This is a genomic window from Rhodomicrobium sp. Az07, from assembly GCF_018619475.1.
Taxonomy (GTDB): domain Bacteria; phylum Pseudomonadota; class Alphaproteobacteria; order Rhizobiales; family Rhodomicrobiaceae; genus Rhodomicrobium.
In genome coordinates, this window is the sequence record NZ_JAHFZG010000006.1 from 167,628 (window position 1) to 179,067 (window position 11,440).

14 protein-coding genes and 1 tRNA gene are annotated in these 11,440 nt (G+C 62.8%); 11 read left to right on the forward strand and 4 right to left on the reverse strand.

Annotation, left to right across the window (positions count from 1 at the left end; all coding sequences use genetic code 11):
- Positions 1–64: 64 nt before the first annotated feature.
- Positions 65–973 carry a pyrroloquinoline quinone biosynthesis protein PqqB gene (gene pqqB, locus KKP04_RS06690; protein ID WP_215028272.1) on the reverse strand — a complete coding sequence of 303 codons (909 nt, stop codon included), beginning with the start codon at positions 971–973 and terminating at the stop codon, positions 65–67.
- Between the two features lie 7 nt (positions 974–980).
- Positions 981–1,091 (reverse strand): pyrroloquinoline quinone precursor peptide PqqA, encoded by a 111-nt coding sequence (locus KKP04_RS06695; protein WP_215028274.1) that lies wholly within the window; start codon positions 1,089–1,091, stop codon positions 981–983.
- 250 nt (positions 1,092–1,341) lie between these two features.
- On the opposite strand from KKP04_RS06695, the gene KKP04_RS06700 reads away from it, so the two are divergent.
- Entirely contained in the window at positions 1,342–1,593 is a 252-nt protein-coding gene (locus tag KKP04_RS06700) for a hypothetical protein (RefSeq protein ID WP_215028276.1), read from the forward strand.
- Between the two features lie 190 nt (positions 1,594–1,783).
- On the opposite strand, the gene KKP04_RS06705 is transcribed toward KKP04_RS06700, so the two are convergent.
- The gene (locus tag KKP04_RS06705) at positions 1,784–2,479 is read right to left on the reverse strand and encodes a hypothetical protein (protein ID WP_215028281.1); all 696 of its coding nucleotides are present in this window, start codon (positions 2,477–2,479) and stop codon (positions 1,784–1,786) included.
- A 165-nt stretch (positions 2,480–2,644) separates the two neighbouring features.
- Between KKP04_RS06705 and panB the strand changes: the two genes are divergently transcribed.
- The 6 genes from panB (at position 2,645) to KKP04_RS06735 (ending at position 8,282) form a co-directional block, all read left to right on the forward strand.
- Positions 2,645–3,514, forward strand: a complete 870-nt coding sequence (gene panB, locus KKP04_RS06710) for a 3-methyl-2-oxobutanoate hydroxymethyltransferase (protein ID WP_215028282.1) — start codon at positions 2,645–2,647, stop codon at positions 3,512–3,514.
- 134 nt (positions 3,515–3,648) lie between these two features.
- The gene (locus KKP04_RS06715) at positions 3,649–4,368 is read left to right on the forward strand and encodes a tetratricopeptide repeat protein (RefSeq protein WP_215028283.1); all 720 of its coding nucleotides are present in this window, start codon (positions 3,649–3,651) and stop codon (positions 4,366–4,368) included.
- 103 nt (positions 4,369–4,471) lie between these two features.
- A complete protein-coding gene (locus KKP04_RS06720; RefSeq protein WP_215028284.1) occupies positions 4,472–5,767 on the forward strand; it encodes a PQQ-binding-like beta-propeller repeat protein in 1,296 nt (431 codons plus the stop codon).
- 517 nt (positions 5,768–6,284) lie between these two features.
- Positions 6,285–7,679 (forward strand): ribosome biogenesis GTPase Der, encoded by a 1,395-nt coding sequence (gene der, locus KKP04_RS06725; protein WP_215028286.1) that lies wholly within the window; start codon positions 6,285–6,287, stop codon positions 7,677–7,679.
- Positions 7,676–8,152 carry a DNA polymerase III subunit chi gene (locus KKP04_RS06730; RefSeq protein WP_215028288.1) on the forward strand — a complete coding sequence of 159 codons (477 nt, stop codon included), beginning with the start codon at positions 7,676–7,678 and terminating at the stop codon, positions 8,150–8,152. Before der ends, KKP04_RS06730 begins: the two co-directional genes overlap by 4 nt.
- A 54-nt stretch (positions 8,153–8,206) precedes the next feature.
- Positions 8,207–8,282 (forward strand) — tRNA-Ala (locus tag KKP04_RS06735).
- Positions 8,283–8,437: 155 nt separating this feature from the next.
- On the opposite strand, the gene KKP04_RS06740 is transcribed toward KKP04_RS06735, so the two are convergent.
- The gene (locus KKP04_RS06740) at positions 8,438–8,908 is read right to left on the reverse strand and encodes a hypothetical protein (RefSeq protein WP_215028290.1); all 471 of its coding nucleotides are present in this window, start codon (positions 8,906–8,908) and stop codon (positions 8,438–8,440) included.
- 47 nt (positions 8,909–8,955) lie between these two features.
- Here KKP04_RS06740 and KKP04_RS06745 point away from each other — a divergent pair, with 47 nt between their 5' ends.
- The 4 genes from KKP04_RS06745 to KKP04_RS15900 all read left to right on the forward strand — a co-directional run bounded on the left by KKP04_RS06745 (position 8,956) and on the right by KKP04_RS15900 (position 11,208).
- Positions 8,956–9,411, forward strand: a complete 456-nt coding sequence (locus KKP04_RS06745; protein ID WP_215028292.1) for a MarR family winged helix-turn-helix transcriptional regulator — start codon at positions 8,956–8,958, stop codon at positions 9,409–9,411.
- A gap of 74 nt (positions 9,412–9,485) precedes the next feature.
- Entirely contained in the window at positions 9,486–9,725 is a 240-nt protein-coding gene (locus tag KKP04_RS06750) for a zinc ribbon domain-containing protein (protein WP_215028294.1), read from the forward strand.
- A 76-nt stretch (positions 9,726–9,801) separates the two neighbouring features.
- On the forward strand, positions 9,802–10,740 hold the full coding sequence (locus KKP04_RS06755; RefSeq protein ID WP_215028296.1) for a glycine--tRNA ligase subunit alpha: 939 nt from the start codon (positions 9,802–9,804) through the stop codon (positions 10,738–10,740).
- A 231-nt stretch (positions 10,741–10,971) separates the two neighbouring features.
- Positions 10,972–11,208: a Fic/DOC family N-terminal domain-containing protein gene (locus KKP04_RS15900; protein ID WP_371818725.1), complete on the forward strand. Its 237-nt coding sequence runs from the start codon at positions 10,972–10,974 to the stop codon at positions 11,206–11,208.
- The last annotated feature ends 232 nt before the right edge of the window (positions 11,209–11,440 follow it).

The following is an 11,440-nucleotide window of genomic DNA, read 5'->3' on the forward strand; positions in this document are numbered from 1 at the left end:
TCTCGGTCGCTCTTATCCCTTTGCGTCGGAGTATAGTCGACGCAACCGGGCCCGCCTCACGGCTTTAAAGCGTGAAGCTCATTCCGTCGGCGGCGATCTCCCATCCCGCCTCGCGCACGGTCGTGGCCGCAGCGCCGTTCGGGTCGAGGATGGGGTTTGTCGTGTTGATGTGGATGTAGATCTTGCGCCGGATTTTCGCGCGGTCGAACGCGTTGAGCGACCCTCCCGGCCCCATGATCGGCACATGCCCCATGCGACGGCCCGTCTTATCCCCCACATCCGCATCGCGGAGTTCGCCGTCATTATAAACGGTGCCGTCGAAGAAAAGACAGGCCGCGCCGTCAACTTGGTCCAGCAGGTCCTCGTTGATGGAGGAGCAACCCGGAACATAAAAAAGCGTTCCGCCGTCGCGCCCCGAAATGCAAAGGCCGATGGTTTCGCCGGACATCAGCCCCGTGTCGGGGGCTTCGTCCGCCTGCTCGCGATAGAGCGGGATCTTGCCGGGCACGGCGAAGGCTTCGAATGTGAGCCCGTCGAGCGGTGTCACCCTTTCTCCGGGCATGACCGCGATGCGCTCTACAAGATCGAGCGCCAGTACATCGAAAACCCGGTTTTCGCCGATGGTGGCGAGCACCGCTTCCGACGCATACAGCCGAAGCCGCTGACGCTCCCGCAGGGTGAGCAAGCCGGCGATGGCGTCGACATCGGCGTTGGTCAGGAAAATCGCCTCGATGGGCGAATTGCGCAAGGAGCCGCGGCGGCGCGGCCACAACTCGCGGTTATCGAGGATTTGCGTCCGCAGGTCGGGAGAGGTGTTCACGATCACGAAGCGCTCGCCATCCGGCGATACGGCAAGGCTCGACTGCGTTCGGCGAAGCGCCGGATCGTCCCATGCGAGCCGCGAAACGCGGGCGTTGCAGTTCCATTGCGGGAAGCCGCCGCCCGCCGCCGATCCGAGCACCTTGACGAACACGCCCGGCCTACTTCGGACAGGCGCGCTTCGCAGCGACGTCCAGCGTCGAGGGAAGATATCGCGTCACTTCGAAACCGGCCTCGACTGTGGCGGCGACTGGCTTTGACCAGACCTTCATGTGTCCTCCATCGATTGGCCCATCAGGGCATGAGTCGCTGTTTCCAGTCGACAGGCGGAGAACACGCGAAACTCTGGAAAGGCACATGTACACAAGTTGCGCAACCGTGGCGAAACGCGGTGCCATCCCGCCGCACCCGTTAATCGCTGGGCGACAGGGCGGCGGGCTTCATTCGCGGCACCTTTACGACCTCCGGTTTATGATCGGATCGCAGCCGAATCCACGGCTGCGATCCGGGAGGCGCGAGGCTATGACGAAAACGGCCGGTTTTCTGCTTTTTGGGGTGTTGCTTGCCGCGACATCGCCCGGCATTCGCGACGAGGCCGATGCGTCGGGATGGCGCTCGAAACGCGCGCATGCTGCAACGGTCTATAATCCGCCGCGCGCGAGGCGGCTCTACTGGGTCTATCGCAGCCCGCGCTTCGTTCCGCCTCCGCCGACGCCGGAAATCTTCACTTTCGAGTGTTGCCTCACCAACCGGGTGAACACCCACATGTATTGAGCCCGCCACCGCCATGGACCGGAAGCCGCAAGCGCGGGGACGGCGTCAAGAGGTTGCCGCCCCCGGCAATGACAGGTTCTCTTCCGCGGCTTTATCGGTCGCCGACAGCGCTACCCAACAGCGAGCGCCGCGAGCGGGGTGCCGCGACGCTGCTCCCTGAGGGACCGTGAAACGCTTGTTCGGTACGGCTTCAGTAACGCGGGCCGTCGAAACGGCGAAGCGGCACGCGATCGTCGTCATACGGGCGTTCGAAACGCGTATATCCGTAGCCGTCGTAGCGGGGCCTGTGCCGATAGGCGTACGACCGGGGGTATTCAACCGTGCGATAGCCGGTTTCGTATCGGACGCGCTCGCGATAGGTTTCGCAACCATGGCCGCAATAGCCCGTCCTCACGCGCTTGTACCAGCAGGACACGCCGCAATCGCCGCCGCAGCCGCGAACCCGGCACCGGTATGAACTCTTGTCATAACCGTGGCGCCAGCGATAGGATTTGGAATGGGAGCGACGCTCGCCGTTCGAATATACGTTCACCGTGCCGTAGTTGTTCTTGATATAGACCTGCGAATTTCCCCCCTTGTAATAGCGCTTGCCATATGACCGGCGGGGTTCGCACGGATAATCCCAGCCACAGCCGCGGCGGGGCCTTTCGTAACGCGGATAGCCATAGCGGTAGGCGTAACCCGAACCATGGCCGTAGCCCTGGGCGTTGCTATAGCGATAACGGTAGTCGTATTCCTCGCCGACCTTGATCACCGACGATCTGACGTCGATTGCTTTCGCAAGGCCCGATGCCTGCGACAGAGGAACGGCTTTCGCCTCGACGGTCGCCTGATACCCGACAGCCACCGCGAAGAGCGCCAGCGCAGCAAACACGCGCCTGATCATGAAACCCTCCAGACATAACTCTAACTTGTAACGATTTTTCCTAAAACCCGAAGCAAGCACCAGCTTATTTCGGAAACTCGGTTAATTTTCGCAAGCGCCGCGCTCTTGCATATTTCCTGCGCACCCCATTTCCGCTATTCACGGCTGTCACTCTCGGGGACCAACATGTCACAGCATTCTGTCATCCGCCGCGTCACGGCGCCGGACATTCGCGCGAGAAAGGGCGGCGACAAGATCGTGTCGCTGACTTGCTACCATGCGCATACCGCCCGGCTCGTCGATCCGCACATGGATTTCCTGCTCGTGGGCGATTCGCTCGGCATGGTCATGCACGGGCTTGAGACGACGGTTCCGGTTCCGCTCGACATGATGATCATGCACGGCGCGGCGGTGGTGCGCGGCTCCCGCCATGCGCTCGTCGTCGTCGACATGCCGTTCGGCTCCTACGAGGAAAGCCCGGCGATTGCGTTTCGCAACGCGGCGCGGGTGATGAAGGAGACGGGCTGCGGCGCGGTGAAGCTGGAAGGCGGCGCGCGCATGGCGGAGACGGTCGCATTTCTCACGCAGCGCGGCATTCCGGTTATGGCGCATATAGGCCTGACGCCGCAGTCGGTGAACATGATGGGCGGCTTCAAGACGCAAGGTCGCAGGCAGGAGGAATGGGCCGCCATCGAGGCCGACGCGGCGGCGGTCGCCGAGGCGGGCGCGTTCGCCGTCGTGCTCGAAGGCATGGCGGAGCTGCTCGCGGCGAAAATTACCCGCGCCATCCCGATCCCGACCATCGGCATCGGCGCTTCCGCGGAATGCGACGGGCAGATTCTCGTGCTCGAAGACATGCTCGGCCTCTCGCCCACGGTGCCGAAATTCGTCAAGAAGTTTGCTGAACTCGGCGCGGCCATCGAAGACGCGGTCAAGGATTACGCGACGGAGGTGCGCGCGCGCGCATTCCCCGCGAAGGACCACGTCTATGCCATGGCGAAGCCTGCGGGGGAGAAGCCGCGAGTCACGAAAATGTCCAAAACGAAGCCCAACTGATCGGCAGTTTTTTCGTGGAGAAGCGCGCGCTTTGTCCCGCTGCGACAGGGCGTGCGCCGAAAGCCGCTTCCACTGGAGCGAGCGCTGCCCTATCTGTTGCAAAACGGTGACATCATAATGAAGGCAGAAACGCCATGAGCAGTGACGAAAGCTTCATCCGCGAGGTCAATGAGGAACACCGCCGCCAGCAGGCCGCGCTTTTCTTCAAGAAATACGGCATCTATCTTGGCGTCGCCGCGCTGGTGATCGCCGCTGGCATCGGTGGATACAAGTGGGATCAGGCGCGCCGCGCGGCGGATGCCGCCCGTGGGGGCGACGCGCTCGTTACCGCCATCACACTGCACGAGGATGGCAAGGCGGCAGAGGCCGAGAAGGCGCTCGCGGACCTCGCCGGTTCCGGCCCCGGCAATTATCGCGTTCTGGCGCGTCTGCATGCGGCCGCCGAATCGCTGGCTCAGAAGAAGTACGAACAGGCCGCCGAAGATTATCGCGGTGTCGCCAGCGACGACAACGCGCCGGCAACGCTCCGCGATTTTGCGCGCGTGCAGATCGCGGCGCTCTCTGTGGATAAGGAAAGTTACGAGTCGCTGTCGCAAACCCTTGCGCCCTATCGTTCGGGAACGAGCGAATGGCGATTCGCCGCCAAGGACGTTCTCGGCATTGCCGCGTTCAAGGAAGGCAAGCGCGAGGAAGCCGAACGCATTTTCGGCGAGATCGCAAGCGATGGTGCTGCGCCTGCGGGAATGCGGCAGCGTGCGCAGATCATGCTGGCGCTTCTCTTCGATCAGCCGAAGGCGGCACAAGCCGGACAAACGGGGACAAAGGACGGAGCGAATGAAGCAAAAACACAATAGCGCGCGTTACGGCCGTCGGTTTTTGCTTGTTTCATCCGTCAGTGTTTTATCGGCCGCCCTGCTCCTCGGCGGGTGCGAGTCGATAGGTTTGGGCGAGCCGAGCATGCCGAGCATCTCCTCGGTCACGTCTGTCTTCGACAAGAAGGAAGAGAAGCTGCCCGGCAAGCGCGTGTCCGTTCTCGGCGGTGTCGAGGATAAGGGGAGCATCGCCGCTGCCGAGGTCGCAAGCCCGGTCTCGCTGCCCCCAGCCGTCATGAACGCGTCCTGGAGCCAACCGGGCGGCGTTCCAACGAACGCTCCGGGCCATCTCGCCTTCGGCCAGAATATGCGTACCGCGTGGACTGCCTCGGCGGGTGAAGGTTCGTCGAAGCGCATGCGGCTGACAGCCATCCCGATCGTCTATGACGGCAAGGTTTATACGCTCGACGCCGAAGGCACCGTTCGCGCCATCTCGATGGAGAACGGCGGAACTGTCTGGAGAATGAGCACCGTGCCCGATGAAAAGGCCGAGTTCGACATTTTCCGGCCGTTCAACAGCAACAACCACTCGCGCGCCGGCTTCGGCGGCGGGCTTGCGGCCGACAGCGGCAAGATTTTCGTAGCCACCGGCTTCGGCACGGTGCTTGCGCTCGACGCGGGAACCGGATCGCCCATCTGGACGAAGAAGATCCTGATTCCCATTCGCGAAGCTCCGACAGCCGCCGATGGGCGTGTCTATATCGTCAATGCCGAGAGCGAGCTTTACTGTCTCAGTGCGAATGACGGCTCGGAACTGTGGACGCAGAAGGGCCTGCCCGAAAACGCGGCCGTGCTGACGAGCGCGAGCCCGGCCGTTTCCGGCAACCTCGTCTTCGTGCCGTTTCCTTCCGGCGAAATTACCGCCATCGACGTGAAGACCGGCGAGCCGAAATGGACGGAGATGCTTTCGAAGACCGACATCACGAATTCGTCGGCAGCCATCGGCGAGGCGGCGCGCCCCGTGGTGGATCGCGACATGCTGTTCGCGATGAGTCGGGCCGGGCAGTTGATCGCCACGTCCAGGGACAAGGGCCAGCGCATCTGGACGCGCGACATCCGAGGTTCGCAGACGCCGTGGGTGGCGGGCGACACCGTTTTCGTGGTCGACACGACGGGCAAGCTGATCGCGCTGAACCGCAAGGACGGCAAGGCGCGGTGGGTTGCGCAGCTCCCCGGCGACGGGCGCTGGAGCGGGCCGGTGCTCGCAGGCGGCAAGCTTTGGCTTGCCTCGTCGAAGGGGCTGTTTGCGGGAGTCGACGCCGCGAACGGGCAAATCCAGACGCAGGCCAATCTCGGCTCGCCGGTCATGATCTCACCTGTCGTTGCGAACGGCTGGCTCTTCGTGCTGACCGACAAGGCTGAACTCATCGCAATGAACTAGTGGAGCGAATTTGACATTTGAGTCCCGGTTGCAGAAAGCTCTCGCTCAAATGTCAAATTCAGAAGCTCCACTAGAATCAAGGGTTTGCTAGTGGTCCCTTGATTCCGGCATTTGCTTGCGAGGGTGCTGCAAAGGTAAGCAAATGCCGGAATCGGACCACTAGTGGAGCGAATTTGACATTTGAGTCCCGGTTGCTGAAGCTCTCGCTCAAATGTCAAATTCAGAAGCTCCACTAGAATCAAGGGTTTGCTAGGTGGTCCCTTGATTCCGGCATTTGCTTGCGAGGGTGCTGCAAAGGTAAGCAAATGGCGGAATCGGACCACTAGGTGCCCGCTTCGGCGAGGCGGACCGCTCCGCCCCACCCCACGCGGCTCGAATCGATGTCGGCACAGGGCCGAATCGCTCTCTTTTCCGCCGCAAAATTATCCTGCCGGTGTCGCATGACATGCTATGACGTTGACGATCAGCGCGCGCATGCGCAGCTTTACATGGTCAACTCTTCGAGGCAGTCACATCGATGGCTTACACCGTCGCCATCATAGGCCGGCCCAACGTCGGTAAATCCACGCTCTTCAACCGGGTCGCCGGCAAAAGGCTCGCGCTCGTCGACGATTTGCCCGGCCTGACGCGCGACCGCAAGGAAACGCAGATCCGCATCGACCGCCGCGACGCGGTGCTCACCGACACCGCTGGCCTCGAAGACGCGGAGCCGGGCAGCATCGCGGCGCGCATGCGCGAACAGTCCGAGCAGGCCATCGCGGAATCGGATCTCATCCTGTTCGTGATCGACGCGAAGGCGGAACTGACCTCGGTGGATCGCGGCATCGCCGACCTTGTACGCAGTTCCGGCAAGCCGTTCATTCTCGTGGCGAACAAGAGCGAGAGCCGCGCTTCGGACGCGGGTTTCTACGGCTCCTACGAACTCGGCCTTGGCGAGCCTCTGCCCGTTTCAGCCGAGCACAATATGGGCCTAGGCGACCTCATGGCGGAGGTGGCGAACAGGCTCGACGAAATCGCGGCGGCGCGCGGCGACGAGCCGGAGCCCGAAGACGACGAACTCACCGAGGAGCAGGCGCGCGCGCGGCCCTTGAAGCTCGCCATCGCGGGGCGCCCGAACGCGGGCAAGTCCACGCTCGTGAACGCGCTTCTCGGCGAGGAACGCATGATCACCGGCCCCGAAGCGGGCCTCACGCGTGACGCGATCGCAGCCGATTTCCAATGGCGCGGCCGAAAGGTGCGGCTCTACGATACGGCGGGCCTGCGCCGCAAGGCGCGAATCACCGTGCGCTCGGAGACGCTCGCCGTCGGCGACGCGCTGCGCGCCATCCGTTTCGCCGAAATCGTGGTGCTGTTGCTGGACGCCCAATCGCCGCTCGACAAGCAGGATCTCACCATTGCCGACCTCGTGGAACGCGAGGGGCGCGGTCTCGTCTTCGCGGTCAACAAGTGGGATCTCGTGCCCGAGCCGCAGGCTTACCTCGCCGAACTCAGGAAATCCGCCGAGCGTATCCTGCCGCAGCTTGCGGGCGCGCCGCTCGTGCCGGTCAGCGCGATCTCCGGGCGCGGCCTCGACAAGGTGATGGATGCCGCGTTCAAGGTGAATGAGGCGTGGAACAAGCGCATCTCGACCGCCGCGCTCAATCGCTGGTTCGCCACCGCGCTCGACAAGCACCAGCCGCCCGCCGTCGCGGGACGCCGCCTCAAGCTGCGCTACATCACGCAGTCGAACGCGCGGCCGCCGACATTCATCGTGTTCTCGTCGCGGCCCGAGGCGCTGCCCGATTCCTATCTGCGCTACCTCGTCAACGACCTGAAGAAGTCTTTCGGGCTTGGGCCGTCGCCCGTCCGCCTGCATGTGCGCAAGACGAATAATCCTTATGTCGACGAGGGCGGTAGGCCCGGCAGAAAATGAGCGACGGCGGCGGGGCGGATGCGCGCCCCGAGTTCTGGTTTTATCATCTGGAGCGGCAACCGCTTCAGGCGGTGCTGCCGGTTCTGGTCGAGAAGACGCTGGCGCGGGGCTGGCGCGCGTCCTTGCGCTTCTCAAGCGCGGAGCGGCTCGACGCCATCGACACCGCGCTCTGGACCTGGCGCGAGGACTCATTTCTCCCGCACGGTACAGCGCGCGATGGCCACGCCGACCGCCAGCCCGTGTTCCTCACCGTCGATGACGCCAACCCGAATAGCGCGGACGTCCTGTTTCTGCTCGAAGCGGCGCGCGAAACCGAGCCGGAGCGTTTTGTCCGCGTCATCCGGCTTTTCGACGATGCCGACGACGAGGCGAAGGCCATCGCGCGCGAGGAATGGCGCGGTGCGAAGGCGGTGGGGCGGCCCGTCAGCTACTGGCGGCAGGACGAGAGCGGCGGGTGGAAGAAGTTTGCCTGAAGCCGGGCTCGCGCCTTGACAGGTGCGCGCGCCTGCGCCTAAATGAGCGTCGAAGGGGCCATAGCTCAGTTGGGAGAGCGCTGCAATCGCACTGCAGAGGTCGTGAGTTCGAATCTCATTGGCTCCACCATTACCCTCAAATCGGATCGCAAGGTTACTGCGTGAGTAGCGTCGCGGCCTCCCTTTCGGGCCGTCAGCGCTCGATTGTTGGAACGCGATGGCCCAGCATCCAGCCCGCGAACGCGAGCGAGGCGCTTGCTCCGGAGCGCAAGCGCATGGCCGCACTTAACGGCGCGCGGGCACGCCGGGGCGACCCCGCAGTCTGCCCGTCAGGCGAAGGCCGTCGCGGAAGCTCATGCCGATCAGCACGATATTCACGCCTCCGGCGATGAATTCGATCGTTTGCAGCGCCGCGAAGGTCGCGTCGAACTCGCCCGCCTCTGCCTTCCAGAAGAGGAATATGGCAGCGGGCACCAGCACAAAAATGCCGTTCACCGCAATGACCCGCATGCCCGCAAGCTTGCGGGCTGCGAGCCCGCGCGGAGAAGGTCCGGCGAGCGCGAAGCCGGTTGCGCCCGCGACGGCAAGCGCGACGATCAGGACCGGAAGACGCCAGACGATGCAGGACTTCGCCGCCAGAATGGCGGCGGCGTCGCCGTAAAGCTCCGCATAAGCGGTGGTTCCCAGAAAGCGGAGAATGATGACGAGGCCCACGAATCCGGCGATGGCATGGAGGAGGCGAAGCGGTGTACGCATGGGAAAAGCTCCTTGCTTTGGAATTAACATAGTGTGCTATATAACGCATGACGGATAAAGATAGCAAGCTATATAATATCGACCGCACGGCTTCGGCCGGATATATGACGAACTGGGCGGCGCGGCTCTTCGCACGCGAGATGGATCGCCGGCTCAAGCCTCTCGGGCTGTCGACGGGCCATTTGCCGATGTTCTTCGCCTTGGGAAACGGCGGAGCGCTTTCGCAAAAGGCGCTGACGGAATTCGCCGCAATCGAGCAGCCGACCATGGCGGCGACGCTCTCACGCATGGAGCGCGATGGGCTGATCCACCGGGAGCCCGATCCCGACGACGGGCGAAGCATGCTGATCTCGCTGACACCGCTCGCGCTGGAAAAATTTCCCGCCGTGCGCGAGGCAATCGATATGCTCAACGAAAAGGCGCTGGGCGCGCTCGGCGAGGACGAGCGCAACGCGTTTCTGGCCAGCCTGGCAAAAATCGTGGCGGCGCTGGCTGACGAGTAAGAAAATTGCTTCTACAAGCGGCCTAAGCTATGCACCTTCCCATGAACAGACTTTACGGCGGAGGAGATCGCGCAATGCCGCTTTACAGCTTTCAATGTCCCGACTGCGGCAAGGAAACGGAAATGCTCGTCGCTTTCGGCGATACTCCGCCCTGCCCCGCCTGCGGAAGTGCCGCGATGACGCGTTTGCTGTCGCGCGTGGCTCCGCATGCGAATGCGGACGGTGCCGGAACCCCATGCGCGCAAGCCGCGCGCGACGGCGCGCTCGCCAGCTTCAGCCCGTCGGAATGCCGCGGCTGCGCCTGTCATCAGTGAAGGGGCGCGGCGCGCTTGATCCCCGCATCCCGCGCGGCTACCGTGCGCTGAAATCGCACCAATCGGTTCCTATTCCATGAAACACGTCAAGCCCGCAACGGCGCTCGATCCCGCTCACTCCTTTCAGGATCTGATCCTCACGCTTCAGCACTATTGGGCGGAGCAGGGCTGCGTCATCCTGCAACCCTACGACATGGAAGTGGGCGCGGGCACGTTCCACCCGGCCACGACGCTGCGCGCGCTCGGGCCGAAGCCGTGGCACGCCGCCTTCGTGCAGCCGTCGCGGCGGCCGAAGGACGGGCGCTATGGCGAGAACCCGAACCGGCTCCAGCACTATTACCAGTTTCAGGTAATTCTGAAGCCGTCGCCCGAGAACATTCAGGAGCTTTACCTCGAAAGCCTCGTGCGCCTCGGCATCGATCCCCGCGTGCATGACATCCGCTTCGTCGAGGACGACTGGGAAAGCCCGACGCTCGGCGCGTGGGGGCTCGGCTGGGAAGTGTGGTGCGACGGCATGGAAGTGTCGCAGTTCACTTATTTCCAGCAGGTCGGCGGCTTCGACTGCGATCCCGTGGCGGGCGAACTCACCTACGGGCTTGAGCGCCTGGCTATGTACATTCAGGGCGTCGACAGCATCTACGACCTCAACTACAACGGGCGCGACGACGACAAACGCGTGCTCTACGGCGATGTCTTCCGCCAGGCCGAGCAGGAATATTCGCGCCACAATTTCGAATACGCCGACACGGCAATCCTGCTCCAGCGCTTCCGCGACGCCGAGAAGGAGTGCAAGGCGCTTCTCGCGGCGGGCGAGCCGAAGGATGACGGCGCGCGCCATTTGCAGGTGCTGCCCGCCTACGACCAGTGCATCAAGGCGAGCCACATCTTCAACCTGCTCGACGCGCGCGGCGTGATCTCCGTGACCGAGCGGCAAAGCTACATCCTGCGCGTGCGCGACCTCGCGAAAGCGTGCTGCGCGGCGTGGCTCAAGACGGAAGCCGGCGGCGCGGCATAGGCGGCAGGAATGACAATCGTCCGAGACCGGATTATAACAAAGTGGGGAGTTGTTATAATCTGACGGCTAGAAGTGGCACGGGAGACGATTTTCTATCTCGGGCACGGACCAACGGACATGAAACGCGAAGAGTTTGCTCATTCTCCTTCAGGCACTCTCGTTCCAACCGATAGAGAGCAATGGGCGTTTCTCCCGAACGACTTGCCGCCTTCCAAGTTGGATATGGGAGCTATGGCGGTCCACCTCGAGAAAGCCTCTCAACTTCTGGGGGAGCTGAATGGCATTGGTAGAGTATTGCCAAATCCTTATATTCTTATCGGCCCACTTCAAACTCGCGAAGCGTTAACTTCGTCGAGTATGGAAGGCAATATACGACGATTGATGATCTTCTGCTCATGGAAGCAGGAGCGACAGAACATTCAGGCGTTTCCGACACTCGTGAGGTTTCGAACTACAGGCGCGCGTTAAGCGCAGCGATCGAAAGCCTCGAAACGTTGCCGTTGTCTCTTCGCACATTGAAAGATGCTCATCGCACTCTTTTGGGCGGAGTCGCCCGTAACAGAGGGCACGTCGCGACCCCGGGAGAGTTGTTAGCGGTGTTCTCAGACCATGGGATCAGCGTTTTGGCTGGCGGCATAGGCCCAAGGCATGAGTTCATCGATTTTGCGCATCGGCCAGCCGTTGACGAGGCGTGAGAGAA

Excerpts from the sequence above, each read along its gene's own strand:
- KKP04_RS06705 (WP_215028281.1), bottom strand. The coding sequence starts at position 2,479 with ATGATCAGGCGCGTGTTTGCTGCGCTGGCGCTCTTCGCGGTGGCTGTC.
- panB (WP_215028282.1), top strand. The coding sequence starts at position 2,645 with ATGTCACAGCATTCTGTCATCCGCCGCGTCACGGCGCCGGACATTCGC.
- KKP04_RS06750 (WP_215028294.1), top strand. The coding sequence starts at position 9,486 with ATGCCGCTTTACAGCTTTCAATGTCCCGACTGCGGCAAGGAAACGGAA.
- KKP04_RS06700 (WP_215028276.1), top strand. The coding sequence starts at position 1,342 with ATGACGAAAACGGCCGGTTTTCTGCTTTTTGGGGTGTTGCTTGCCGCG.
- KKP04_RS06695 (WP_215028274.1), bottom strand. The coding sequence starts at position 1,091 with ATGAAGGTCTGGTCAAAGCCAGTCGCCGCCACAGTCGAGGCCGGTTTC.
- KKP04_RS06755 (WP_215028296.1), top strand. The coding sequence starts at position 9,802 with ATGAAACACGTCAAGCCCGCAACGGCGCTCGATCCCGCTCACTCCTTT.
- KKP04_RS15900 (WP_371818725.1), top strand. The coding sequence starts at position 10,972 with ATGGCGGTCCACCTCGAGAAAGCCTCTCAACTTCTGGGGGAGCTGAAT.
- KKP04_RS06720 (WP_215028284.1), top strand. The coding sequence starts at position 4,472 with ATGCCGAGCATCTCCTCGGTCACGTCTGTCTTCGACAAGAAGGAAGAG.
- KKP04_RS06715 (WP_215028283.1), top strand. The coding sequence starts at position 3,649 with ATGAGCAGTGACGAAAGCTTCATCCGCGAGGTCAATGAGGAACACCGC.
- KKP04_RS06730 (WP_215028288.1), top strand. The coding sequence starts at position 7,676 with ATGAGCGACGGCGGCGGGGCGGATGCGCGCCCCGAGTTCTGGTTTTAT.
- KKP04_RS06745 (WP_215028292.1), top strand. The coding sequence starts at position 8,956 with ATGACGGATAAAGATAGCAAGCTATATAATATCGACCGCACGGCTTCG.
- der (WP_215028286.1), top strand. The coding sequence starts at position 6,285 with ATGGCTTACACCGTCGCCATCATAGGCCGGCCCAACGTCGGTAAATCC.
- KKP04_RS06740 (WP_215028290.1), bottom strand. The coding sequence starts at position 8,908 with ATGCGTACACCGCTTCGCCTCCTCCATGCCATCGCCGGATTCGTGGGC.